Source organism: Bradyrhizobium ingae (assembly GCF_055791185.1).
Map to the genome: position 1 here is coordinate 349517 of NZ_JBVUBB010000003.1, position 26376 is coordinate 375892.

Below are 26376 nucleotides of genomic sequence, written 5' to 3' on the forward strand. Positions count from 1 at the left end.
TTCGCTCAAGCATGGGCCCCGGACGCGGCCTCGCCTCACTCCACTGCAGCGTAAACCAGATTCCGCACCAAGGTCCGCGTGTAGTCGCGCTGGCCCGGGCCCTGGCTCATGAACACCGCAACCAAGTCCTCCTTCGGATCGATCCAGAAGAAGGTGCCGGCAATGCCGCTCCAGAAGAACTGGCCGACGCTGCCGGGGAAGGGCGCGATGCCGGCGTCCCGGCGTACGGCGAAGCCGAGGCCGAAACCGTGGCCGGGTGCGAGCAGTGTGCTATTGACCTTCACGCTCGCGCCGAGGTGATCGGAGGTCATCAGTTCCAGCGTCTTGCGGCCGATGATGCGCGCGCCATCGAGCGTGCCGCCGTTGCGCAGCATGAGCGCGAAGCGGGCGTAGTCCAGGGTGGTCGAGACCAGGCCGCCGCCGCCGGACTCCATCGCCGGTGCTTCCAGCATGTTGAAGAGGGCGATTTTGTCGCCGGTCCAGGGATCGGCCGGGAAGGGCTCGGCGAGGCGGGCGGCGTTGGCCTCGCTGGTCGAGAAGCCGGTCTCGGTCATCTGGAGCGGGCCGAAGACGCGCTCGCTCAGGAAGGCGCCGAGTGACTTGCCGCTGATGACCTCGATGATGCGACCCAGAATGTCGGTCGAGCGGCTGTAGTTGAATTCTGCGCCGGGCTGGCAGACCAGCGGGAAGCTCGCCACCAGCGCGGTGTGCTCGGCGTTGGTGATCTTGCGGCTGCGGACGCGGGACTCCTGATAGAGCTTGTGTACGGGACCATTGCCCTGGTGCTCGTAGGTGAGGCCGGAGGTGTGGCGAAGCAGGTCCTGAACCGTGATCGGACGATTGGCCGGAACCAGCTCAAGCTTGCCACCACTGACGACGCCGACCTGCGGGTTGCTGAATTCGGGGATGTACTTGGCGAGGGGATCGCCGAGCAGGACATGGCCCTCCTCGACCAGCGTCATGATGCCGACCGACACGATCGGCTTCGTCATCGAGAAGATGCGGAAGATCGAATCATGCGCCATCGGCGCCGGAGCCGCCGGGCTCTGCCGGCCCAGAGCCTCGAACCAGCCGATCTGGCCGCGGCGCGCCACCAGCACGGTCACGCCGGGAACCGTTCCCTTGTCGATCTCGCGCCTGAAGGCATCCGACATCGCCTGGAGGCGGGGGCGCGACAAACCCAGCGTTTCGGGCCTGGCCTCGGGCAAAGCCGGGGTCCGCGCGGCGGTTTTCGGCGTCAAGGCGGTCTGGGCGCTCATGGTCATTCCCGGATTGTTGTTCTTGTTCAGGATGAACTGTGGCCCGGAAGTCGCGGTGTGAACAAGCGCCTCGCTTTCGCTTCTCCCTTGCAAACCGGCCGCGCCCTGTGCTTGAAAGCGGCCTGACCCGTGGCGACGCAGGTCCTGTAGGAGTGTAGCTCAATTGGTAGAGCACCGGTCTCCAAAACCGGGGGTCGCAGGTTCGAGCCCTGCCACTCCTGCCAGCTAGCCATCGACCCGATCATCAAAAGACGGACCAGACGCCAGGCGGACCCAGGCGAGGTTCAGGTTCGGCTACAGCATTGGCGGCCGCAGTCGCGCGAACGAGCATGACGCTTGCCCGCTTTGGACCGGTTCGAAGCTCGGATCGCGCTTCATCAGGGACGGATAAACCCTTGATCCTGATCGGCTCTCGTACGGCTGCCTGGGGAACGGCGCCTGACGGGACGGGCTGCCCACACCTTGACCTTTGCCCCCATCCGCAGTAGATACCCGCCACCTGCAGCCGGCCCGTTAGACGCGGATTTCCGGCGCGGCCCTGAAATCCCCGAACAATCGAGCCCGGTTTCCGGCTCATCCTTCAAGCGAAGAGGGTTGGGCAGACGGCGGCTGTTCGGATCCCTTTAAATCTTTTCTCGTCTCACGACGGACGTTGGACATCAACGATGGCAGTCAGCCCGTTCAAGTTCTTGCAGGAAGTGCGCTCGGAGACCGCGAAGGTCACCTGGCCGACCCGTCGCGAGACGACGATCACCACGATCATGGTGTTCGTCATGGTTGCCTTGGCGTCGATCTTCTTCTTCGCCGCCGACCAGATCATCCGTTATCTCGTCACCCTTCTTTTGGGCATTCACTGATGGCAACAGCCGCAGCAACTCAATCGTCCGACAAGCGCTGGTACATCGTCCACGCGTATTCGAACTTCGAAAAGAAGGTCGCCGAATCGATCCGTGAGCAGGCCAAGCAGCGCAACCTCGAGGAACTCTTCGAGCAGGTGCTGGTGCCGACCGAGAAGGTCACGGAAGTGCGGCGCGGCCGCAAGATCGACGCCGAACGCAAGTTCTTCCCGGGCTACGTGCTGGTGAAGATGAAGCTGACCGACGAGGCGTTTCATCTGATCAAGAACACCCCGAAGGTCACGGGCTTCCTCGGCGCGGAAAACAAGCCGATGCCGATCTCGGAAGCCGAGGCGATGCGCATCCTGCACCAGGTGCAGGAGGGCGTGGAGCGGCCGAAGGCGTCGGTGTCGTTCGAGATCGGCGAGAACGTGCGGGTGGCCGATGGCCCGTTCGCTTCGTTCTCCGGTGTCGTCGAGGAAATCGACGAGGCGCGCTCGCGCGTGAAGGTCGCGGTGTCGATCTTCGGCCGCGCAACGCCGGTCGAGCTGGAATTCGGTCAGGTCGAGAAGGTCTGACCGGACTACGCGTGAAGCCTGTGGCTTTGCGTGAAATAGGCCGTGGGAGGAGAGGGGCGGTCGCCAGCCGCAACTGATCCCGACCACGAACCTGAAACCGCCAGTCTTCGGACCGGCACAACAGGAGTGATACATGGCAAAGAAAGTGACCGGATACCTGAAGCTTCAGGTCCCGGCCGGTGCGGCGAATCCTTCGCCCCCGATCGGTCCCGCGCTTGGTCAGCGCGGTCTCAACATCATGGAGTTCTGCAAGGCGTTCAACGCCCAGACCCAGAAGGAAGAGAAGAACACCCCGATCCCGGTGATCATCACCATCTATGCGGACCGTTCCTTCACCTTCGAGATGAAGACGCCGCCGATGTCCTTCTTCCTCAAGCAGGCTGCCAAGATCCAGTCCGGCTCGAAGGCGCCGGGCCGTGACAAGGCCGGCAAGGTGACCAAGGCGCAGGTGCGCGAGATCGCCGAAAAGAAGATGAAGGACCTGAATTGCGACACCATCGAATCGGCCATGAAGATGGTCGAGGGCTCCGCCCGTTCGATGGGTCTGGAAGTTGCGGGGTAACGGGCCATGGCAATCGGAAAGCGTTTGAAGAAGGCCCGCGAGGGCGTTGATCGCGAGAAGCTCTACCCGCTCGCGGAAGCCATCAAGATGGTCAGGGAGCGTGCCAAGTCGAAGTTCGACGAGACGATCGAGATCGCGATCAATCTCGGCGTCGATCCGCGTCACGCCGACCAGATGGTCCGCGGCGTCGTGAACCTGCCGAACGGCACCGGCCGCACCCTGCGCGTCGGCGTGTTCGCGCGCGGCGCCAAGGCGGACGAAGCCAAGGCCGCCGGTGCCGACGTCGTCGGCGCCGAGGACCTGGTCGAGAAGGTGCAGAACGGCACCATCGACTTCGACCGTTGTATCGCGACCCCCGACATGATGCCGCTGGTCGGCCGTCTCGGTAAGGTGCTCGGCCCGCGTGGCCTGATGCCGAACCCGAAGATCGGCACCGTGACCATGGACGTCACCGGTGCAGTGAAGGGCGCCAAGGGCGGTTCGGTCGAGTTCCGCGTCGAGAAGGCCGGCATCGTGCAGGCCGGCGTCGGCAAGGCCTCATTCTCCGAGGAGAAGCTGGTCGAGAACGTCAAGGCGCTCGCCGATGCGGTTTCCAAGGCGAAGCCGGCCGGCTCCAAGGGCACCTACATCCAGCGCGTCGCGGTGTCCTCGACCATGGGCCCGGGCGTGAAGGTCGAGCCGGGCACGATCCTCGGCTAAGGCAACAGATCAAGACATGCGGACAGGGGCGGAATTGGGCAACCGATTCCGCCCCTTCCATTTGTGAGGCGTCGTTCACGGGAAACAATGACAATGGCTGAGAAGGTCCTGATCTACTCGCGCTTCCCGAAGACGATGATGGCGCCCTTTGCCGAGCGGTTTGAATTGCTCGACACCGCCGGCAAGCCGGCGCAGGAGGTGTTTTCGAGCGATGCGCTAAGTGGCCTCCGTGCGCTGCTGACCGGAGGCGCGACGCCGCTCGGCGCGGCGGCAATGGACGCCTTGCCGAATCTTGGGGCGATCGTCTGCTACGGCACCGGTTATGACGGCGTCGACCTCAAGGCGGCTGCCGCGCGCAACATCGCGGTCGGCCACAGTCCCGGCGCCAATGCGTCCGCGGTCGCCGATATCGCAATGACCTTGATGCTCGCTGCCACCCGCCGGATCCTGGTTGCGGATCAATACGTCCGCAGCGGCGATTGGGCCGCATCAAAACCGACGCCGATGATGCGGCCCCAGTCAGGCATGTCCGGTCGTCGCATCGGGATCTACGGCATGGGCGAGATCGGCCGCAAGATCGCCGCGCGTTGCGCGGCGTTCGAGAGCGAGGTCGGCTATTTCAGTCGCACTCGCCACGACGTGCCCCATCAATATTTCCCCTCGCTGGAGGCGCTCGCCGATTGGTGCTCCGTGCTCATGATTGCGGTGCGCGCCGGCGCCGAGACCCGGCATGTCGTCAACGCCGACATCCTCAAGCGGCTCGGCGAAGACGGCTATGTCGTTAATATCGCCCGCGGATCGGTGATCGATGAGAAGGCGCTCGTTGCGGCGCTCTCCGACAAGACGATCGCCGGCGCCGGCCTCGACGTCTATGCGAAGGAGCCGCACGCGCCGGACGCGCTGACCGCGCTGCCCAACGTGGTGCTCGCCCCGCATATCGGCGGCCATACCCTCGAATCGCACGTTGCGATGCAGGGCTGCGTGCTGGCGAACCTGACGGCATTCTTTGAAGGCAAGTCGCTGCCTTACGCGGTCGAAGAGACCTGAAACGGCCCTTTTTCGCCACGGCAGGTGTCCGCGCCAATCGGTTGGAACTGGTGCGAATTTTGCTCTTGGCAAGGCCGTCAAGAGCGGTTAAAGAACCGCCTCCGGACGTGCTGGCGAGCTGCTGGCCCGTCCGTGCACGCATTCCGAAAACCCGACACGATAGGAGATCATTCCTTCTCAGGACGTCCGCGAGGATTTGCCCGAAAAGGAAGAGGCCTCATCAAGTTGGTGGAATGCGGGCAGAGGTCAGGCGGCATGCCGGCTGACCTTGTCCTGTCCAAGACTGCAGGCGCCCGCGGGAAATCTCGATTTCCCAACGGCTTAATCGCATGGCCTGCATAGACGGGTGAAGACCGGATTTCAGTTCGCAGCCACCTCCGGGCGGCTCGAAATGGGTTTGGTTCGGACCTCGACACCCCGTGGGCCCCATAAGGGTTCCGGGAGGGCAGGCTTTGAATTGTCGTCTTGCCCGGCGTGTCCGAAGGGTTTGGCCCCGAGGTTCAGGTTTGGGCGGGACGATGGGTGCAACCCGGCGGTCCCGCTTTCGTGCGACGACCGCCAACCGGAGAGAGCTTGCTGTGGAACGAGCGGCAAAAAAGGAAGCGGTCGAACAGCTCAATGAGGTCTTCAAGACCACGAGCGTCGCGGTCGTTGCTCAATATTCCGGCCTCACCGTTGCCCAGATGCAGAAGCTGCGCCAGCAGATGAAGCAGGCGGGTGCCTCGGTGAAGGTCTCGAAGAACCGTCTCGCCAAAATTGCTCTTGAAGGCACTGACGTCGTTGCCATCGGCCCCATGCTGAAGGGGCCGACCGTGATCGCGACTTCCAACGATCCGGTAGCGGCGCCGAAGGTCGCCATCGATTTCGCCAAGGCGAACGAGAAGTTCGTCATCATCGGCGGCTCGATGGGCAAGACCGTCCTGAATGTCGACGGGGTGAAGGCGCTTGCCTCGCTGCCGTCGCTTGACGAACTGCGCGGCAAGATCGTCGGCCTGCTTGTGGCCCCGGCGACCAAGCTCGCTCAGCTCGCGAACGCGCCGGCGGGCAAGCTCGCACGCGTCATTCAGGCTCATGCCTCAAAGGGCGAAGCGGCCTGACGCCCTTCGCAAATCTCAAACCCGAACCAGACTTACACTTAAGGAAACAGAACAATGGCTGACTTGCAGAAGATCGTTGACGACCTCTCGAGCCTCACCGTGCTCGAAGCCGCTGAACTCGCCAAGCTCCTCGAAGAGAAGTGGGGCGTGTCCGCCGCTGCCGCCGTCGCGGTGGCCGGCCCGGCTGCTGGTGGCGCTGCCGCCGCTCCGGCCGAAGAGAAGACCGAGTTCACGGTCGTTCTCGCTGCCTCCGGCGACAAGAAGATCGAGGTCATCAAGGAAGTCCGCGCCATCACCGGCCTGGGCCTGAAGGAAGCAAAGGACCTCGTCGAGGGCGCGCCGAAGCCGGTCAAGGAAGGCGTGAACAAGGACGAAGCCGACAAGATCAAGGCCCAGCTCGAGAAGGCTGGTGCGAAGGTCGAGCTCAAGTAAGCGAAGCTTGCTTCGATTCCGTCCCGGACAAGCGAGGCGAAGCCGAGCGCGATCCGGGATCTCGTCCAAGAACGTGGATGGCCGGGTTAAGGCCCGGTCAGAACGAGCAGAAGGCGAGGGTCTCAATGCAAAAGGCGTGCGACGGGGCATTCCGACGCAGGCTGAACACGAAAAAGTGTGGGGATTTGAGGGCTTACCCCTCGAATCTCCACTATTGTCGCCCCATATCGGGTCGACAGCACGAAAGCACGGTGGGCGTGGAAGGCGGAGTTTCCCGCAAGCCGTTGGGAGAGCAGGCTATTTCGGGCTTTTGCAGTCCGTGAAGACAATCGTTGTGACGAGCGGGTGCGCGTATGCGCCCCGCGCGTCGTTTTGCGTTTTGAAGATCTGAAGAACAGTTCAGGACTTTGACGGTCCGAGACTGGGTTTCCGATCCTCAAAACGGGTTCGAAAATTCAACCCGGGGAGCGGTGGCAGCCGTGTCCCGGAAGGCGCGCCCAGGGCGGGCGCCGAAATGAGAGGCCACGATGGCGCAGCAGACATTCACCGGTCGCAAACGCGTTCGCAAGTTTTTCGGACATATCAAGGAAGTCGCCGAGATGCCGAACCTCATCGAGGTTCAGAAGGCGTCCTATGACCAGTTCCTGATGGTCGACGAACCCACGGGCGGGCGGCCGGATGAGGGCTTGCAGGCGGTGTTCCGCTCGGTGTTCCCGATCTCGGACTTCTCCGGTACCTCGATGCTGGAATTCGTCCGCTACGAGTTCGAGCCGCCGAAATACGACGTCGACGAGTGCCGCCAGCGCGGCATGACCTTTGCGGCACCCCTGAAGGTGACGCTGCGCCTCATCGTGTTCGATATCGATGAGGAAACCGGCGCGAAGTCGGTCAAGGACATCAAGGAGCAGGACGTCTACATGGGCGACATCCCGCTCATGACGATGAACGGCACCTTCATCGTCAACGGCACCGAGCGCGTCATCGTCTCCCAGATGCACCGTTCGCCCGGCGTGTTCTTCGACCACGACAAGGGCAAGACCCACTCCTCGGGCAAGCTGCTGTTCGCCGCCCGCGTGATCCCGTATCGCGGCTCCTGGCTCGACATCGAGTTCGACGCCAAGGACATCGTCTATGCGCGTATCGACCGTCGCCGCAAGATTCCGGTGACGTCGCTGATGTTCGCGCTCGGGCTCGACGGCGAGGAGATCCTCAACACCTTCTACAAGCGGATCCTCTACAAGCGGACCAAGGAAGGCTGGCGCGTTCCGTTCGATGCCAACCGTTTCCGCGGCTATTCCACGACCTCCGACCTGATCGACGCCGACACCGGCAAGGTCGTGCTCGAGGCCGGCAAGAAGCTTACCGTGCGCGCCGCCCGCCAGCTCCAGGAGAAGGGGCTGAAGGCGCTTCGCATGTCGGATGAGGAACTGGTCGGCAACTACCTGGCCGAGGACCTCGTCAATCCGAAGACCGGCGAGATCCATGCGGAAGCCGGCGAGGAGATTACCGACAAGCTGATGAAGGCCCTCAACGAGCAGGGCTACAAGGAGCTGCCGCTGCTCGACATCGACCACGTCAATGTCGGCGCCTACATCCGCAACACGCTTTCGGCCGACAAGAACATGACGCGCGAGGACGCGCTGTTCGACATCTACCGCGTGATGCGTCCGGGCGAGCCGCCGACGCTGGATTCGGCGCAGGCGATGTTCCAGTCGCTGTTCTTCGACGCCGAGCGCTATGACCTGTCCGCGGTCGGCCGCGTCAAGATGAACATGCGCCTCGACCTCGATGCGCCCGACACCCAGCGCACGCTGCGCAAGGAAGACATCCTCTCCGTCATCAAGACGCTGGTGGACCTGCGTGACGGCAAGGGCGAGATCGACGACATCGACCACCTCGGCAACCGCCGTGTGCGCTCGGTCGGCGAGCTGATGGAGAACCAGTACCGCATCGGTCTGCTCCGCATGGAGCGCGCGATCAAGGAGCGCATGTCCTCGGTCGACATCGACACAGTCATGCCGCAGGACCTGATCAACGCGAAGCCGGCGGCTGCCGCCGTGCGCGAGTTCTTCGGCTCCTCGCAGCTCTCGCAGTTCATGGACCAGACCAACCCGCTGTCGGAGATCACCCACAAGCGCCGCCTCTCGGCGCTTGGACCGGGCGGTCTGACCCGCGAGCGCGCCGGCTTCGAGGTGCGCGACGTGCATCCGACGCATTACGGCCGCATCTGCCCGATCGAGACGCCGGAAGGTCCGAACATCGGCCTGATCAACTCGCTTGCGACCTTCGCGCGCGTGAACAAGTACGGCTTCGTCGAGACGCCTTATCGCAAGGTGAAGGATGGCCGCGTCACCGACGAGGTCGTGTACCTCTCGGCGATGGAGGAGGGCCGCTACACCGTCGCGCAGGCCAACGTGCCGCTCGACGCCAAGGGCCGCTTCACCGAGGACCTCGTGGTCTGTCGTCACGCCGGCGAAGTTCTGCCGGTGACGCCGGACAAGGTCGACTACATGGACGTGTCGCCGAAGCAGCTCGTTTCGGTCGCCGCGGCCTTGATCCCGTTCCTCGAGAACGACGACGCCAACCGCGCGCTGATGGGCTCGAACATGCAGCGCCAGGCGGTGCCGCTGGTTCGCGCCGAAGCGCCGTTCGTCGGCACCGGCATGGAAGGCGTGGTTGCGCGTGACTCGGGTGCCGCGATCGCGGCGCGCCGTTCGGGCGTGATCGACCAGATCGACGCGACCCGCGTCGTCATCCGCGCCACGGAAGATCTCGATCCGACCAAGTCGGGCGTCGATATCTACCGTCTGATGAAGTACCAGCGCTCCAACCAGTCGACCTGCATCAACCAGCGTCCGCTGGTGAAGGTCGGCGACATCGTCAAGAAGGGCGACATCATCGCCGACGGTCCGTCGACCGATCTCGGCGAGCTCGCTCTGGGACGGAACGTGCTGGTCGCGTTCATGCCGTGGAACGGCTACAACTTCGAAGACTCGATCCTGCTCTCCGAGCGGATCGTGAAGGACGACGTGTTTACCTCGATTCATATTGAAGAATTCGAGGTGATGGCCCGCGACACCAAGCTCGGTCCTGAGGAAATCACCCGCGACATTCCGAACGTCTCGGAAGAAGCGCTGAAGAACCTCGACGAAGCCGGCATCGTCTACATCGGTGCGGAAGTACGCGCTGGCGACATCCTGGTCGGCAAGATCACGCCGAAGGGCGAAAGCCCGATGACGCCGGAAGAAAAGCTCCTGCGCGCCATTTTCGGCGAGAAGGCCTCCGACGTCCGCGATACCTCGCTCCGCGTGCCCCCGGGCGTGCAGGGCACGATCGTGGAAGTGCGCGTGTTCAACCGCCACGGCGTCGACAAGGACGAGCGTGCGCTGGCGATCGAGCGGGAAGAGATCGAGCGTCTCGCCAAGGACCGCGACGACGAGCAGGCGATCCTCGACCGTAACGTCTACAATCGCCTCGCCGAGCTCCTCGAAGGACGGCAGGGCATCGCGGGCCCCAAGGGCTTCAAGAAGGACACCAAGATCACCCGTGCGGTGCTCGAGGAGTATCCGAAGTCGCAGTGGTGGCTGTTCGCCTCGCCCAACGACAAGCTGATGGCCGAGATCGAGGCCATGCGGAAGCAGTACGACGAGTCGAAGAAGGGGCTTGAACAGCGCTTCCTCGACAAGGTCGAGAAGCTGCAGCGTGGCGACGAGCTGCCGCCCGGCGTGATGAAGATGGTCAAGGTCTTCGTCGCGGTGAAGCGCAAGATCCAGCCCGGCGACAAGATGGCCGGCCGCCACGGCAACAAGGGCGTGGTGTCGAAGATCGTGCCGATCGAGGACATGCCGTTCCTCGAGGACGGTACCCATGCCGATATCGTGCTCAATCCGCTCGGCGTGCCCTCGCGCATGAACGTCGGGCAGATCCTCGAGACGCATCTCGGCTGGGCTTGCGCCGGCCTCGGCAAGCGCATCGGCCAGACGGTCGATGCCTATCTGTCGAAGCAGGACATGAAGCCGCTGAAGGAGACGCTGAAGAAGATCTACGGCGAGGACGAGACGATCAAGACGCTCAACGACAACGAGCTGATCGAACTCGGCCGCAATCTGAGCCACGGCGTGCCGATCGCGACGCCGGTGTTCGACGGCGCCAAGGAAGCCGACATCGAGGAGATGCTGAAGCTCGCAGGTCTCGACGCTTCGGGCCAGTCGACCGTCTATGACGGCCGCACTGGCGATCCCTTCGATCGCAAGGTGACGGTGGGCTACATCTACATGCTCAAGCTGCACCACCTCGTCGACGACAAGATCCACGCGCGTTCGATCGGTCCGTACTCGCTCGTCACCCAGCAGCCGCTGGGCGGCAAGGCGCAGTTCGGCGGCCAGCGTTTCGGCGAAATGGAGGTGTGGGCGCTCGAAGCTTACGGCGCGGCCTACACGCTCCAGGAAATGCTGACCGTGAAGTCGGACGACGTCGCCGGCCGTACCAAGGTGTACGAGGCGATCGTGCGCGGTGACGACACGTTCGAGGCGGGTATTCCGGAGTCCTTCAACGTCCTCGTCAAGGAAATGCGCTCGCTCGGCCTCAACGTCGACCTGCACAATTCCAAGATAGGACCGGCGCCGACCTCCGAGGCGGCCGAATAACGCGACTTATCGTGCCCGGCCGAGAAGGCCGGGCATTGGCGCCTCGTCCCGCGCGGTGAGGGCAGGGCGCTCCGCGAGTTAAGATTTTCGAATTTGCTGCCGGCTCGACCGGTACGCGAGGAGAAGACGATGAACCAAGAAATTATGAATCTTTTTAACCCGACGACACCGGCTCAGGTCTTCGACCAGATCCGGATCTCGATCGCGTCTCCAGAGAAGATTCTGTCCTGGTCCTACGGCGAGATCAAGAAGCCGGAGACCATCAACTACCGGACCTTCAAGCCCGAGCGCGACGGTCTGTTCTGCGCGCGCATCTTCGGGCCGATCAAGGATTACGAGTGCTTGTGCGGCAAGTACAAGCGCATGAAGTACAAGGGCATCATCTGCGAGAAGTGCTCGGTCGAGGTCACGCTGTCGCGCGTCCGGCGCGAGCGCATGGGCCATATCGAGCTCGCCGCGCCCGTCGCCCACATCTGGTTCCTGAAGTCGCTGCCCTCGCGCATCGGCCTGCTGCTCGACATGACGCTGAAGGATCTCGAGCGGATCCTCTACTTCGAATATTACGTCGTGCTGGAGCCCGGCCTCACCGCGCTGAAGGACCGTCAGCTGCTGTCGGAAGACGAGTATCTGAAGGCGCAGGACGAGTACGGCCAGGATTCCTTCACCGCCATGATCGGCGCCGAGGCGATCCGCGAGCTGCTCAAGGGCATGGACCTCGAGAAGCTCGAGGTCACCTTGCGTGCCGAGATGCAGGAGACCGACTCCGACATCAAGCACAAGAAGCTCGCCAAGCGCCTGAAGATCGTGGAGGCGTTCCGCCACTCCGGCAACAAGCCGGAATGGATGATCCTGACCGTCGTTCCAGTGATCCCGCCGGATCTGCGTCCGCTGGTGCCGCTCGACGGCGGCCGCTTCGCGACCTCGGACCTCAACGACCTCTACCGCCGCGTCATCAACCGCAACAACCGTTTGAAGCGGCTGATGGAGCTGCGCGCGCCCGATATCATCATCCGCAACGAGAAGCGCATGCTTCAGGAGGCCGTCGACGCGCTGTTCGACAACGGCCGCCGCGGCCGCGTCATCACGGGCGCCAACAAGCGTCCGCTGAAGTCGCTCGCCGACATGCTCAAGGGCAAGCAGGGCCGCTTCCGCCAGAACCTGCTCGGCAAGCGCGTCGACTATTCGGGCCGTTCGGTGATCGTGGTCGGTCCCGAGCTGCGCCTGCATCAGTGCGGCCTGCCGAAGAAGATGGCGCTCGAGCTGTTCAAGCCGTTCATCTATTCGCGGCTTGACGCCAAGGGCCTGTCCACCACCGTCAAGCAGGCGAAGAAGCTCGTCGAGAAGGAGCGGCCCGAGGTCTGGGACATCCTGGACGAGGTGATCCGCGAGCATCCGGTGCTGCTCAACCGCGCGCCGACGCTGCATCGTCTCGGCATTCAGGCGTTCGAGCCCGTGCTGATCGAGGGCAAGGCGATCCAGCTCCACCCGCTGGTCTGCGCCGCGTTCAACGCCGACTTCGACGGCGACCAGATGGCCGTGCACGTTCCGCTGTCGCTGGAAGCGCAGCTCGAAGCGCGCGTCCTGATGATGTCGACCAACAACATCCTGCATCCGGCGAACGGCCAGCCGATCATCGTGCCGTCGCAGGACATCGTGCTCGGTCTCTATTACCTCTCGATCCTGCGCGAAGGCATGCCCGGCGAGGGCAAGGTGTTCGGCGAGATGGCCGAGCTCGAGCACGCGCTGCATTCGAAGGTCATCCACCTCCACACCAAGATCAAGTACCGGTGGGAAGGCATCGGCGAGGACGGCAAGCCCGCCCGTCGCTGGATCGAGACCACGCCTGGCCGCATCATGCTCGGCAACGTGCTGCCGAAGAGCTCGAAGATCTCGTACGACATCATCAACAAGCTGATGACCAAGCGCGAGATCTCCGGCGTCATCGACCAGGTCTATCGCCACTGCGGCCAGAAGGAGACTGTGATCTTCTGCGACCGCATCATGGCGCTCGGCTTCTACAACGCGTTCAAGGCCGGCATCTCGTTCGGCAAGGACGACATGGTCGTGCCGCACGGCAAGTGGAAGATCGTCGACACCACCCGTACGCTGGCGAAGGATTTCGAGCAGCAGTACAATGACGGTCTGATCACCCATGGCGAGAAGTACAACAAGGTCGTCGACGCCTGGTCGAAGGCGACCGAGGAAATCGCCAAGGCGATGATGAAGGAGATCTCCGCGACCAAGAAGACGGCCAGCGGGGCGGACGCCGACATCAACTCGATCTACATGATGGCCCACTCCGGTGCGCGCGGCTCGCCCGCCCAGATGCGCCAGCTTGCCGGTATGCGCGGCCTGATGGCCAAGCCGTCGGGTGAGATCATCGAGACGCCGATCATCTCGAACTTCAAGGAAGGCCTCTCGGTGCTCGAGTACTTCAACTCGACCCACGGCGCCCGCAAGGGCCTCGCGGACACCGCGTTGAAGACCGCGAACTCCGGCTACCTGACCCGTCGTCTGGTCGACGTCGCGCAGGACTGCATCATCACGCAGAACGACTGCGGCACCAAGCTCGGCATCAAGATGCGCGCCATCGTCGATGCCGGCACCGTGGTCGCCTCGCTCGGCTCGCGCATCCTGGGCCGCACGGCCTGCGAAGACGTGCGTGACAGCTCGGGCAAGGTGATCATCAAGCGCGGTACGCTGATGGAAGAGAGCCATCTGGACGCCATCCAGCAGGGCGGCGTGCAGGAGGTGAAGATCCGCTCGGCGCTGACCTGCGAGCTTGTCAACGGCATCTGCGGCATGTGCTACGGCCGCGACCTCGCCCGCGGCACTCCGGTCAACCACGGCGAAGCGGTCGGCGTCATCGCGGCGCAGTCGATCGGCGAGCCGGGCACCCAGCTCACCATGCGCACCTTCCACATCGGTGGTGCGGCGCAGCTCAACGAGCAGTCGTTCGTCGAATCCAACTTCGACGGCAAGATCGTGATCAGGAACAAGGCCATCGCCCGCAACAGCGAAGGTCACCTGATCGCGATGGTCCGCAACATGGTGGTGGCGATCGTCGATGCCGACGGCACCGAGCGTGCGACGCACCGTATTCAGTACGGCTCGCGGCTGCACGTCGACGAGGGCGACAACGTCAAGCGCGGCCAGCGTATCGTCGAGTGGGATCCCTACACCCGTCCGCTTCTCACCGAAGTGGAAGGCACCATCGGCTTCGAGGATCTGGTCGAAGGGCAGTCGATCTCGGAAACGCTGGACGAGGCCACCGGTATCGCCAAGCGCGTGGTCATCGACTGGCGCTCGACGCGCGGCGGCTCGGACCTGCGTCCGGCCATCGTGATCAAGGGCAAGGACGGCAAGGTGCTCAAGCTCGCCCGTGGCGGCGATGCCCGCTACATGCTGTCCGTCGACGCCATTCTCTCGGTCGATATCGGAGCCAAGGTGGCGCCGGGCGACATCCTCGCTCGTGTCTCCACCGAAAGCGCCAAGACGCGTGACATCACCGGCGGTCTGCCGCGGGTGGCGGAGCTGTTCGAGGCACGGCGTCCGAAGGATGCGGCGATCATCGCCGAAATCGCGGGTACCATCCGCTTCGGCCGCGACTACAAGAACAAGCGTCGCATCTCTATCGAGCCGATGGACAAGACCGATGAGCCGCGCGAGTACCTGATCCCGAAGGGCAAGCACATTCACCTTCAGGACGGCGACGTCGTCGAAAAGGGCGACTTCATCGTGGAAGGCAACCCGGCGCCGCACGACATCCTGGCGGTCAAGGGCATCGAGGAACTCGCGGCCTATCTGGTCAACGAGATCCAGGAGGTCTACCGGCTGCAAGGCGTGCTCATCAACGACAAGCACATCGAGGTGATTGTCCGTCAGATGCTCCAGAAGGTGGAAATCACCGACCAGGGCGAGACCGACATGATCTCCGGCGAGCAGGTCGACAAGATCGAGTTCGACGCGCTCAACGAGAAGGCGAAGGAAGAGGGCAAGAAGCCCGCTACGGGAACGCCGGTTCTGCTCGGCATCACCAAGGCGAGCCTCCAGACCCGCTCGTTCTTCTCGGCGGCCTCGTTCCAGGAGACCACCCGCGTCCTTACCGAGGCGGCGGTCAACGGCAAGGTCGATCCGCTCGAGGGTCTGAAGGAGAACGTCATCGTCGGCCGGCTGATCCCGGCGGGCACCGGCGCCTCCATGGCCAAGATCCGCGAAGTCGCCATGAAGCGCGACAAGCTGATCCTCGACGAGCGCGAGAAGCAGACCTCGGTCGTCTCGCCGGCGCCCGAAGCGGAGCCGGTGGCTCTGCCACCTGCGGAATGATGGTTCATCCGTACGATTACCGATGACAATGAAAAGGCCGGCTTTTGCCGGCCTTTTTGCTGCTTTGTTTCCCTGCTGCGGTGCAGGGACATCGTTTGTTCATCTTTCCTTCAGCCTGAAAAGCGCTTCTGTTAGGAGAGCTTAGACCGGTGGTCCCGTGACGGGGGCAGGGCCGGAGACCACGGAACTTATATGCTTGACCTCGCAATCGTAGGCGGCGGCCCCGGCGGGCTGATGAGCGCCTGGTATCTGAAGCGCAAACTCGGCGATCTCTGCCGTGTCACCATCTATGAGGCGTCCGATCGGCTGGGCGGCAAGGTCGTCACGCGCAAATTCGATTCGGCGCCTGCGATGTATGAGGCCGGCGTTGCCGAGATCTATGATTACTCGATGACCGGTCCGGATCCCCTGCGGGAGCTGATCCAGCACTTCGGGCTTCAGACCATTCCGATGGACGCCGAGCAGGTCCAGTTCGGCGGCGAGCTGCTGACCGACGTTCCCGGCATGCGTCGCAAGTACGGTGCCAGGACCGCGGCCGCGATCGAGGGGTTCCGCAAGCGCTGCTCCGACCTGATGTCGCCGATCGAATATTATGAAGGTGTCGGCGCGCACGACAACGAGCATCCCTGGGCCTTCAAGACTGCCGAGCAGGTGCTCGAGGAGGAGGTCGAGGACGAAACGGCAAAGCGCTTCTTCAAGGTGATGGCGCGCTCCGACATCGCGACCGAGAGCCACAACACCAACGGGCTCAACGCGCTGAAGAACTACCTGATGGATATCGATGGCTATATCGGCCTCTACTCCATCCAGAACGGTAACGAGCAGCTCATCGAGTGCCTGCAGTCGGAGGTCAACGCCGACATCCAGCTCAATCACCGCGTCCTCACCGTCGGCAAGGCGCCGACAGGGCGCTACCAGCTCAAGATGATGAACGGCAAGGGGCCGGAGACGCGCGACTTCGATCTCGTGCTGGTCTGCCTGCCGCATTCCTGGCTGGCCACGCTCGGCTGGGAAGGCGAGCAGCTCCGCAAGTCGATGGTCAAGCACGTCTCCTATTTCGACCGTCCGGCGCATTACCTGCGTGTCTCGATCCTGTTCGACACCCCGTTCTGGGGCGACAAGATCGGCGGCGCCTGGTTCATGTCGGAAGCCTTCGGCGGCTGCTGCGTCTATAACGAGGGCGCGCGCCATGACGTCGGCAAGCACGGCGTGCTCAACTGGCTCATTCCGGGCTCCGATGCGCTGGCCTTCGCCAATCTCTCCGATCAGGAGCTGATCGATGCTGCGCTGAAGTCGCTGCCCGCCGCGTTCGGCGATGCGCGTGCGCATTTCGTGGAAGGCAAGATCCACCGCTGGCTGTCGTCGGTGAACGCGTTGCCGGGCGGCCTGCCGGTGCGTGACGTCATGACCAATCACCGGCCCGAACCGAAGGAGCATCCCGGCATCGTCGTGGTCGGCGACTATCTGTTCGATTCGACGCTGAACGGTCTGCTCGACTCCTCGGACGCTGCGACCGACATCATCCTGACCGAGATGATGCGCCTGCGCCGCGCGCGCAGCCAGAGCGAGACGCCGCTGTCCGACAAGATCGACCGCGACTATTTTGACAATTACCGCGGCCAGGGTCCCTATGGCCAGGCGTGGCGCCAGTTCACCGACCCGGACTATCTGATGAAGCTTATCGGCATCGTCTGGGGCAAGGCGAAGGGCGCCAAGCTGCTGGTCGCGGGGTCTGCCAGCGGCGAGCTCGTCGGCGCGCTGCGCGAGCGCGGGATCGACGCCTTCGGCATCGAGAACAACCGCACCATCCACGCCAGGACACCGAAGGCGCTCAAGAAATACAATAAGCTCGGGTCGATCGTGGACATGCCGTTCAAGGACGGCGCGTTCGATTTCGTATTCGAGACAAGCCTCTGCCACGTCTCCGAGAAGCAGGTCGTCCGCGCGATCAGGGAATTGAACCGCGTGGTCAAGACGGGCCTCGTGTTCGGCTCAGTCACATCCGACATGGCGCCTGGCTTGATCGACCGCTACGACCTCTTGCGCGGGGTCAGGAAGCTTGGCACCTGGTGGGAATGGTCGGAACTGTTCTTCGGCAACGGGTTCGACCTGTCGATGCACCGTAACGACTGTACCGATGCACTGTGGACGGCGACGCTCGCCGCCAACAAGGGGCCGGGGCAGTGGTATGCCGACGCCGACAGCTTGCGCTATTCCTTCTTCGACAAGGTCGAGGACGACGACTAGAACAGACGAATTCGCCAATTGTTTTGCCGAATTCATTCTGATCGCATAGAATCGGTGACATAGCGGGCTCCCCGTTATCTCCCTCGGTTTCTCTGCGGTCATGCCGGCCGTCAGCATCGGTTGGTTTCATGGCGCAAAGGCCTCTCTCGTCGGACAAGCCCAGGCTCGCGGCCGCGGATGATGCGGCGGAGCTCAAGGACAAGCACGCCTCTGCCGGCAAGCCGGACGTTACCGACGACGACGAAGACGACGACGAGGAGGAAGACGAGGACGATCTTCCTGAACTCGATGATGATGATGAGGACGAGGAACTCGTCGTCTTCACGGCGCGCGAAGCCGCCGGCGCGCTCGCAACCATCCTGGGCTTCGTCAAGCCCTTCCTTGTAAACTACAAGCGGATCCTGGCATTCGTCTCGTTCGGCGTCATGATCGAGACGCTGTTCAACGTCATCATGCCGCTGAGCCTGAAGTTCCTGATCGACGACGCTCTCGGCGAAGAGGACTTTCAGGCGCTCTACAAGATTCTGGGCGTGCTCGCGGTCGCCGGCATCTTCACCTCGATCGTCGCGGTCTGGTACGAACGATGGGACGCGCGGCTGGCGGCCTGCATCATCTCCGACGTGCGCAGGCGGCTGTTCGAGCATGTGCAGGACCTGCCGGCCGCCTATTTCGGCCGCACCAAGCGTGGCGAGATCCTGTCGCGCTTCTCCGTCGACCTCTCGGCCTTCGAGGGCTCGGTCAAGACATTTGTCAACAGCGCCGCACTGCCGTTCATGGAGCTGATCGCCGGCATCATCCTGTTGCTGTTCCTGAACTGGCAGCTCGCCGTGGTCGCGCTGCTGGTGTTCCCGATCACGCTGATCGGGCCGCGCATTCTCACCCCGAAAGCGGTGCAGGCAAATTACGAGCAGAAGCTCAACGAGAGCGGGCTGCTCGGCATGGTGCAGGAGAACGTGGCGGCGCAGGCCGTAATCAAGGCGTTCAATCTGCAGCGCAAGATGTTCGGCTTCTTCACCTTCCGCAACAATGAGACCCGCAACAAGATCGCGTCAGCCGCATTCCTGTCGACCATGGTGGAGCGGACGGTCACGATCTCGGTGCTGCTCCTGCATCTCGTGGTGCTCGCGATCGGCGCGTATCTTGCGACCAAGGGCCAGATTACGATCGGCACCTTCGTCACTTTCGAGAGCGCGTTCTGGGAGGTCTCCTACAACATCGCCCACGTGATGCACTTCATCCCGGTGTCGATCTCCTCGGCCGCCGCCGTGCGCCACATCCAGGAGCTGCTGGACGAGCCGACGCGCGGCGCCGACCGTCCCGGCGCGCCGGACCTGCCGCGCATCACCAACGACATCACCTTCGATCATGTCACCTTCCAGTACGAAGGCAGCCAGACGCCGGTCCTGGACAACCTCAGCCTCAAGCTCAAGGTCGGCAAGCGCATCGCGATCGTCGGGCCCAGCGGCTCCGGCAAGAGCACGCTGCTCAATCTGATCCTGCGCCTCTACGTGCCTGACGAAGGGCGCGTCACCATCGACGGTGTCGATGTGCGGAAAGTGACGCTGGATTCGCTGCGCCGGAGCATGGCCGTGGTGTTCCAGGAGAACATGCTGTTCAACATGTCGATCCGCGAGAACATCCGGCTCGGCAAGGAGGGCGCCACCGACGAGGAGGTGGAGGAGGCGGCGAAGAAGGCGGAGATCCACCGCTACATCATGAGCCTGCCGCAGAAATACGACACGCCGGTCGGTGAGCGCGGCGATACGCTGTCGGGTGGCCAGCGCCAGCGCCTCGCGATCGCACGCGCGGTCATCCGCAATCCATCGGTGCTGCTCCTGGACGAGGCGACCTCGGCCCTCGACCAGACGACCGAGGCTGCGATCAATCGCACGCTGCTGAAGGTCGCCAAGGGCCGCACCATGATCTGGTCGACCCACCGTCTGACCTCTGTCGTGGAGATGGACGAGATCATCGTGATTTCAGGCGGCCGTGCCATCGAGCGCGGCTCGCATGCCGAACTGCTCGCCAAGAACGGCAGCTATCGCAAGCTGTGGGACGACCAGATCCACCAGCCGCATGGCGCTACGGCTCAGGTCGACGACGATGACGATACTGACGACAACGATGATGATGACGAGGACGACGACGAGGAGGATGGCGAGGAGGAGTGACCGAGGAAGTTCGGCTCGAGGCGAACCGGTCGCGTCACCCGCCGGACCACACCTTGGGCAAACCAGGCCACGAAGCGCGCCCAGCGATGCGCCGTCCGGTAGGGGCTCGTTGAGATCGACAGCGCCTTGGCGCAGATCTGGTCGACCGTGTCGGGGATTTCCGCCCGGATCGCGTTGACGAAGGACTCATAGCGGAAGCCGAACTGCCGGCTCGGCGCCTTGTCGAGCAGAGGGCTGAATCGCGCGATCCAGTTCTCACCGCAGAACGTCGCGCGGCGCAGCACTGATTCTGCGATTCCGGTCCGCCAGAAGCGCTCGAGCTTGGTGTCGCCGCTGATTTTCTCGACCCGGAAGTCGGGTGGACACTCGCTGTGGGGGTCGATCAGGACGGTCTGGACGCCGACGCGACCCAGCATTGCAGCAGCGGTGGAGCCGGCCATACCCCGCCGATGATCGCGATGTCGGTATACCGCACCGGTATTTCTCCACCCCAACGCGGAACCCTGGCGCATGAACAGGAAAGAAAACCTTAGCGCGCGCCATAAAAGTATATTTTGCCCGGGTATAAATTGATGCCCGCCCTGGCGGAACGCTGGCCCGGGACCTACATCAACGAGGCGGCGAGGGCGCCGAACGAGCCAATTCTTTAAGCGCGAGAAGCCCTTCGCTTGCCGTGGTTTCACCTTGACTCAGGTGATTCCCGCTTATAGAAAGCGCGTCACTTAACGACAGGCGGTGAGCATCGCCAACGTCGGAACGGGCCACCCGCCCGATCCTTTTGGGATCTTAAAGCGGGCACCAACCTCGACGAATGCCGCTCAAACGCTGTCGATCATAGCTAGGCAATGCCAGTGCGATTTTAGTTCTCTAGAGCTCGTTCTCTTGAGATCAAACTCGGATGCATGACCTCGGTTCGCAGCCGTCGGCTTTATGCTGATCGGCCTCAAGACTGCGGTCCTCTGTGGCGTCGAAGCGCTTTCCGCTCGGTAATGGAGCGGTTGGCGCAATTTCGCTTTGTGCGGATCGCTCCGCGCCAGGCGGCCCCATCGGGCGGGTAGTCCGGAAGAAGAATTTGCGGGCCCGAAAGGGACCGCGGCAGAACAAAGGGTAAGGCCAGGATGCCGACGATCAACCAGCTGATCGCTCAACCGCGTGAAGTGCAGAAGTCGCGCAAGAAGGTGCCGGCGCTGCAGCAGTCGCCGCAGAAGCGTGGGGTTTGCACCCGCGTCTACACGACGACCCCGAAGAAGCCGAACTCGGCGCTTCGTAAGGTTGCCAAGGTGCGCCTGACCAACGGCTTCGAGGTGATCGGCTACATCCCAGGTGAGGGCCATAACCTCCAGGAGCACTCGGTGGTCATGATCCGCGGCGGCCGCGTCAAGGACTTGCCCGGCGTGCGCTACCACATCCTTCGCGGCGTTCTGGATACCCAGGGCGTCAAGAACCGTAAGCAGCGTCGTTCGAAGTACGGCGCCAAGCGTCCGAAGTAAGCGGGAACCTCGTCCATGTCTCGTCGCCACTCTGCTGAAAAGCGCGAAGTCCTTCCCGATCCGAAGTTCGGGAACATCATCGTCACCAAGTTCATGAACTCGGTGATGTACGCCGGCAAGAAGTCGGTCGCGGAAGGCATCGTCTACGGTGCATTCGGCATCATCGAAACCAAGACCAAGCAGAACCCGCTCGGCGTGTTCGAGCAGGCGCTCGAGAACGTCATGCCGACCATCGAAGTGCGCTCCCGCCGCGTCGGCGGCGCGACCTACCAGGTTCCGGTCGAGGTCCGTTCGACCCGCCGGCAGGCGCTGGGCATTCGTTGGCTGATCTCGGCCGCGCGCGAGCGCAACGAGAAGACGATGACCGAGCGGCTCTCGGCGGAGCTCCTGGATGCGTCGAACAACCGGGGGAACGCCGTCAAGAAGCGTGAAGACGTGCACCGGATGGCCGAAGCCAACCGCGCCTTCTCGCATTATCGCTGGTAACGGCGACATCTAACGGACTTGCAAGGAACGACCCATGCCCCGCCAACATGCCATCGAGGACTACCGTAACTTCGGTATCATGGCGCATATCGACGCCGGCAAGACCACGACGACCGAGCGCATCCTCTATTACACCGGCAAGAGCCACAAGATCGGCGAAGTGCACGAAGGTGCCGCGACGATGGACTGGATGGAGCAGGAGCAGGAGCGTGGCATCACGATCACCTCCGCTGCGACCACCGCGTTCTGGGCCGGCAAGCGCCTGAACATCATCGACACGCCCGGCCACGTCGACTTCACGATCGAGGTCGAGCGTTCGCTCCGCGTGCTCGACGGCGCCGTCTGCGTGCTCGACTCGAACCAGGGCGTCGAGCCCCAGACCGAGACGGTCTGGCGCCAGGGCGACAAGTACAAGGTTCCGCGGATCGTCTTCGCCAACAAGATGGACAAGACCGGTGCCGACTTCTTCAAGTGCCTGTCCGATATCGTCGACCGCCTCGGCGCCAAGCCGATCGCGATCCAGCTGCCGATCGGTGCCGAGAACAACTTCAAGGGTCTCGTCGACCTCGTGAAGATGCAGGGCGTCGTCTGGAACGATGAAGCGCTCGGCGCGAAGTACGACTATGTCGACATCCCGGCCGACCTCGTCGACCAGGCCAAGGAATACCGCGAGAAGATGGTGGAAGCCGCCGTCGAGCTCGACGACGATGCCATGGCCGCCTATCTCGACGGCAAGGAGCCGGACGAGGCGACGCTGAAGAGGCTGATCCGCAAGGCGGTCTTGACCGGTGCGTTCTATCCCGTGCTGTGCGGCTCGGCCTTCAAGAACAAGGGCGTGCAGCCGCTGCTCGACGCCGTCGTCGACTATCTGCCGTCGCCGCTCGACGTGCCCGCGATCAAGGGCACCGACGACCGCGGCAACGAAGTCGTGCGCAAGGCGGACGACAAGGAGCCGCTGGCGCTGCTCGCGTTCAAGATCATGGATGACCCGTTCGTCGGCACCATCACCTTCTGCCGCATCTACTCGGGGGTTCTTCAGAGCGGCACCGGCGTCGTGAACTCGACCCGCGAGAAGAAAGAGCGCATCGGGCGCATGCTGCTGATGCATGCGAACAACCGCGAAGACATCAAGGAAGCCTATGCCGGCGACATCGTCGCGCTGGCCGGCCTGAAGGAAGCGCGCACCGGCGACACGCTGTGCGACTCCGACAAGCAGGTGATCCTGGAGAAGATGGAATTCCCCGAGCCGGTCATCGAGATCGCGATCGAGCCGAAGTCGAAGGCCGACCAGGAGAAGCTGGGCGTGGCGCTGGCGAAGCTCGCTGCGGAGGATCCGTCCTTCCGCGTGTCGACCGACCAGGAGTCCGGCCAGACCATCCTCAAGGGCATGGGCGAACTCCATCTCGACATCAAGGTCGACATCCTCAAGCGTACCTACAAGGTCGACGCCAACATCGGTGCGCCGCAGGTTGCGTTCCGTGAGCGCGTCACCAAGAAGGCCGAGGTCAAGTACACCCACAAGAAGCAGACCGGTGGTACCGGTCAGTTCGCCGAAGTGTCGATCGTGGTGGAGCCGAACGAGCCCGGCAAGGGCTATGAGTTCGAGTCCAAGATCGTCGGCGGCGCGGTGCCGAAGGAATACATCCCCGGCGTCGAAAAGGGCCTCAATAGCGTGATGAGCTCTGGTGTTGTCGCGGGCTTCCCCGTGGTCGACGTCAAGGTTCAGCTCGTCGACGGCAAGTATCACGACGTCGACTCCTCGGCACTGGCCTTCGAAATCGCATCGCGCGCGGCATTCCGCGAGGCCTTGCAGAAGGGCAAGTCCGTCCTGCTCGAGCCGATCATGAAGGTCGAGGTGGTGACGCCGGAAGACTACACCGGCTCGGTCATCGGCGACCTGAATTCCCGGCGCGGTCAGATTCAGGGTCAAGACATGCGCGGCAACGCCAACGTCATCAACGCGATGGTGCCGCTCATGAACATGTTCGGTTACGTGAATAACCTGCGCTCGATGAGCCAGGGGCGCGCAACCTTCACCATGCAGTTCGATCACTACGCAGAAGCGCCGGCTAACGTGTCGGCAGAAGTCCAGAAGAAGTTTGCCTGATTGTCGTCGGTCTCGAGCTGACGATTGAACGGAGAGTCAAATGGCCAAAGCAAAGTTTGAACGTAACAAGCCCCACTGCAACATCGGCACCATCGGTCACGTCGACCATGGCAAGACGTCGCTGACCGCGGCGATCACCAAGATCCTCGCTGAAACCGGTGGTGCGACGTTCACGGCGTACGACCAGATCGACAAGGCGCCGGAAGAGAAGGCGCGCGGCATCACCATCTCGACCGCGCACGTCGAGTACGAGACCAAGAACCGCCACTACGCGCACGTCGACTGCCCCGGCCACGCCGACTACGTGAAGAACATGATCACCGGCGCTGCCCAGATGGACGGTGCGATCCTGGTCGTGTCGGCTGCTGACGGCCCGATGCCGCAGACCCGCGAGCACATCCTGCTCGCCCGCCAGGTCGGCGTGCCCGCGCTCGTCGTGTTCCTCAACAAGTGCGACATGGTCGACGATCCGGAGCTGCTCGAGCTCGTCGAGCTCGAAGTCCGCGAGCTGCTCTCGAAGTATGAATTCCCGGGCGACAAGATTCCGATCATCAAGGGCTCGGCGCTCGCCGCTCTCGAAGACTCCGACAAGAAGCTCGGCCACGAGGCCATCCTCGAGCTGATGCGCAACGTTGACGAGTACATCCCGCAGCCGGAGCGTCCGATCGACCAGCCGTTCCTGATGCCGGTTGAAGACGTGTTCTCGATCTCGGGCCGCGGCACCGTCGTGACCGGCCGTGTCGAGCGCGGCATCATCAAGGTCGGCGAGGAAATCGAGATCGTCGGTCTGCGTGCGACCCAGAAGACGACCGTCACCGGCGTCGAAATGTTCCGCAAGCTGCTCGATCAGGGCCAGGCCGGCGACAACATCGGCGCGCTGCTCCGCGGCACCAAGCGCGAGGACGTCGAGCGCGGCCAGGTGCTGTGCAAGCCGGGTTCGGTCAAGCCGCACACCAAGTTCAAGGCTGAGGCCTACATCCTCACCAAGGACGAGGGTGGCCGTCACACTCCGTTCTTCACCAACTACCGTCCGCAGTTCTACTTCCGCACCACCGACGTGACCGGTGTCGTGCACCTGCCGGAAGGCACCGAGATGGTGATGCCGGGCGACAACATTGCGATGGAAGTGCACCTGATCGTGCCGATCGCGATGGAAGAGAAGCTTCGCTTCGCGATCCGCGAAGGCGGCCGTACCGTCGGCGCCGGCGTCGTCGCCTCGATCATCGAGTAATTACGAGACTAGAGATTGGCGAGTAGCGGATGGCAGCATTCGCTATTCGCTATTCGCCACTCTGATTGAAGAAAGACCACGGCAATGAACGGCCAAAATATTCGCATCCGTCTCAAGGCGTTCGACCATCGTATCCTCGATACGTCGACCCGTGAGATCGTGAATACGGCGAAGCGCACCGGCGCGCAGGTTCGCGGACCCATTCCGCTGCCGACCCGCATCGAGAAGTTCACCGTCAACCGTTCGCCGCACGTCGACAAGAAGAGCCGCGAACAGTTCGAGATGCGCACCCACAAGCGTCTGCTCGACATCGTCGATCCGACCCCGCAGACCGTCGATGCTTTGATGAAGCTCGACCTGGCCGCCGGTGTCGACGTCGAGATCAAGCTCTAAGATTTTTGGATCCCGTTCGCGAAAGCGGACAGAAAGAACAGGAAGCAAGCCGATGCGCTCCGGAGTGATCGCACAAAAGGTCGGGATGACGCGGGTCTTCACGGAGACCGGTGAACATATCCCCGTGACCGTGCTGAAGCTCGGCAATTGCCAGGTCGTAGGCCACCGCACCGAAGAGAAGAACGGTTATGTCGCGCTCCAGCTCGGAGCCGGCAGCCGCAAGACCGTGTACATGCCCAAGGCAGAGCGCGGCCAGTTCGCGGTCGCCAAGGTCGAGCCGAAGCGGCAGGTCGAGGAGTTCCGCGTCACTGCGGACGCCATGATCCCGGTCGGCGCCGAGATCCTGGCCGACCACTTCGTCGTCGGCCAGTTCGTCGACGTCACCGGCACCTCGGTCGGTAAGGGCTTTGCTGGCGGTATGAAGCGCTGGAACTTCGGCGGTCTGCGTGCGACGCACGGTGTGTCGATCTCGCACCGCTCGATCGGTTCGACCGGCGGCCGTCAGGATCCCGGCAAGACTTGGAAGAACAAGAAGATGCCCGGCCACATGGGTGTCGACCGCATCACCACGCTCAACCTTCGCGTCGTTCAGACCGATGTCGAGCGCGGCCTGATCCTCGTCGAAGGCGCCGTCCCCGGCTCCAAGGGCGGCTGGATCCGCGTGCGCGACGCCGTCAAGAAGCCGCTGCCGAAGGAAGCTCCGAAGCCCGGCAAGTTCAAGGTTGCCGGCGGCGAAGCCGAGGCTGCGGCCCAGCAGGAGGGTGCGTGA

19 protein-coding genes and 1 tRNA gene are annotated in these 26376 nt (G+C 63.1%); 18 read left to right on the top strand and 2 right to left on the bottom strand.

Features of this window, described 5'->3' with window-relative positions; all coding sequences use genetic code 11:
• Nucleotides 1–35: 35 nt before the first annotated feature.
• A complete protein-coding gene (locus ACV1FX_RS06660; protein ID WP_473116755.1) occupies nucleotides 36–1259 on the bottom strand; it encodes a serine hydrolase domain-containing protein in 1224 nt (407 codons plus the stop codon).
• A 148-nt stretch (nucleotides 1260–1407) separates the two neighbouring features.
• Here ACV1FX_RS06660 and ACV1FX_RS06665 point away from each other — a divergent pair.
• The 12 genes from ACV1FX_RS06665 to ACV1FX_RS06720 all read left to right on the top strand — a co-directional run bounded on the left by ACV1FX_RS06665 (nucleotide 1408) and on the right by ACV1FX_RS06720 (nucleotide 19900).
• Nucleotides 1408–1483, top strand: a tRNA-Trp gene (locus ACV1FX_RS06665).
• 441 nt (nucleotides 1484–1924) lie between these two features.
• On the top strand, nucleotides 1925–2116 hold the full coding sequence (gene secE / locus ACV1FX_RS06670) for a preprotein translocase subunit SecE (protein ID WP_027520978.1): 192 nt from the start codon (nucleotides 1925–1927) through the stop codon (nucleotides 2114–2116).
• Nucleotides 2116–2673, top strand: coding sequence for a transcription termination/antitermination protein NusG (gene nusG / locus ACV1FX_RS06675; protein ID WP_027520977.1), 558 nt, complete (start codon nucleotides 2116–2118; stop codon nucleotides 2671–2673). Before secE ends, nusG begins: the two co-directional genes overlap by 1 nt.
• Before the next feature lie 133 nt (nucleotides 2674–2806).
• On the top strand, nucleotides 2807–3235 hold the full coding sequence (gene rplK / locus ACV1FX_RS06680; protein WP_027554142.1) for a 50S ribosomal protein L11: 429 nt from the start codon (nucleotides 2807–2809) through the stop codon (nucleotides 3233–3235).
• A 6-nt stretch (nucleotides 3236–3241) separates the two neighbouring features.
• On the top strand, nucleotides 3242–3934 hold the full coding sequence (gene rplA / locus ACV1FX_RS06685; RefSeq protein WP_458149235.1) for a 50S ribosomal protein L1: 693 nt from the start codon (nucleotides 3242–3244) through the stop codon (nucleotides 3932–3934).
• Nucleotides 3935–4027: 93 nt separating this feature from the next.
• Nucleotides 4028–4981 (top strand): 2-hydroxyacid dehydrogenase, encoded by a 954-nt coding sequence (locus ACV1FX_RS06690; RefSeq protein WP_473116756.1) that lies wholly within the window; start codon nucleotides 4028–4030, stop codon nucleotides 4979–4981.
• A 578-nt stretch (nucleotides 4982–5559) separates the two neighbouring features.
• Complete coding sequence (gene rplJ / locus ACV1FX_RS06695; RefSeq protein ID WP_473116757.1) at nucleotides 5560–6078, top strand: 50S ribosomal protein L10; 519 nt, start codon at nucleotides 5560–5562, stop codon at nucleotides 6076–6078.
• 54 nt (nucleotides 6079–6132) lie between these two features.
• Complete coding sequence (gene rplL, locus ACV1FX_RS06700; protein ID WP_473116758.1) at nucleotides 6133–6510, top strand: 50S ribosomal protein L7/L12; 378 nt, start codon at nucleotides 6133–6135, stop codon at nucleotides 6508–6510.
• Nucleotides 6511–7037: 527 nt separating this feature from the next.
• On the top strand, nucleotides 7038–11156 hold the full coding sequence (gene rpoB / locus ACV1FX_RS06705) for a DNA-directed RNA polymerase subunit beta (RefSeq protein ID WP_473116759.1): 4119 nt from the start codon (nucleotides 7038–7040) through the stop codon (nucleotides 11154–11156).
• A 129-nt stretch (nucleotides 11157–11285) separates the two neighbouring features.
• Entirely contained in the window at nucleotides 11286–15482 is a 4197-nt protein-coding gene (gene rpoC, locus ACV1FX_RS06710; RefSeq protein ID WP_473116760.1) for a DNA-directed RNA polymerase subunit beta', read from the top strand.
• Between the two features lie 192 nt (nucleotides 15483–15674).
• Entirely contained in the window at nucleotides 15675–17729 is a 2055-nt protein-coding gene (locus tag ACV1FX_RS06715) for an FAD-dependent oxidoreductase (protein ID WP_473116761.1), read from the top strand.
• Nucleotides 17730–17857: 128 nt separating this feature from the next.
• Nucleotides 17858–19900, top strand: coding sequence for an ABC transporter ATP-binding protein (locus ACV1FX_RS06720; RefSeq protein ID WP_473116762.1), 2043 nt, complete (start codon nucleotides 17858–17860; stop codon nucleotides 19898–19900).
• On the opposite strand, the gene ACV1FX_RS06725 is transcribed toward ACV1FX_RS06720, so the two are convergent.
• Nucleotides 19819–20340: a hypothetical protein gene (locus tag ACV1FX_RS06725; RefSeq protein ID WP_473116763.1), complete on the bottom strand. Its 522-nt coding sequence runs from the start codon at nucleotides 20338–20340 to the stop codon at nucleotides 19819–19821. The two genes, ACV1FX_RS06720 and ACV1FX_RS06725, sit on opposite strands and share 82 nt — an antisense overlap.
• A 678-nt stretch (nucleotides 20341–21018) precedes the next feature.
• On the opposite strand from ACV1FX_RS06725, the gene rpsL reads away from it, so the two are divergent.
• The 6 genes from rpsL to rplC all read left to right on the top strand — a co-directional run bounded on the left by rpsL (nucleotide 21019) and on the right by rplC (nucleotide 26376).
• Nucleotides 21019–21390, top strand: coding sequence for a 30S ribosomal protein S12 (gene rpsL, locus ACV1FX_RS06730; protein WP_007603006.1), 372 nt, complete (start codon nucleotides 21019–21021; stop codon nucleotides 21388–21390).
• 15 nt (nucleotides 21391–21405) lie between these two features.
• The gene (gene rpsG, locus ACV1FX_RS06735; RefSeq protein ID WP_027520967.1) at nucleotides 21406–21876 is read left to right on the top strand and encodes a 30S ribosomal protein S7; all 471 of its coding nucleotides are present in this window, start codon (nucleotides 21406–21408) and stop codon (nucleotides 21874–21876) included.
• 34 nt (nucleotides 21877–21910) lie between these two features.
• Nucleotides 21911–23983, top strand: a complete 2073-nt coding sequence (gene fusA / locus ACV1FX_RS06740; RefSeq protein WP_473116764.1) for an elongation factor G — start codon at nucleotides 21911–21913, stop codon at nucleotides 23981–23983.
• Between the two features lie 40 nt (nucleotides 23984–24023).
• Nucleotides 24024–25214, top strand: coding sequence for an elongation factor Tu (gene tuf, locus ACV1FX_RS06745; RefSeq protein ID WP_473116765.1), 1191 nt, complete (start codon nucleotides 24024–24026; stop codon nucleotides 25212–25214).
• Nucleotides 25215–25298: 84 nt separating this feature from the next.
• Nucleotides 25299–25607 (top strand): 30S ribosomal protein S10, encoded by a 309-nt coding sequence (gene rpsJ / locus ACV1FX_RS06750; protein ID WP_002712302.1) that lies wholly within the window; start codon nucleotides 25299–25301, stop codon nucleotides 25605–25607.
• Between the two features lie 52 nt (nucleotides 25608–25659).
• Nucleotides 25660–26376 (top strand): 50S ribosomal protein L3, encoded by a 717-nt coding sequence (gene rplC / locus ACV1FX_RS06755; protein ID WP_473116766.1) that lies wholly within the window; start codon nucleotides 25660–25662, stop codon nucleotides 26374–26376.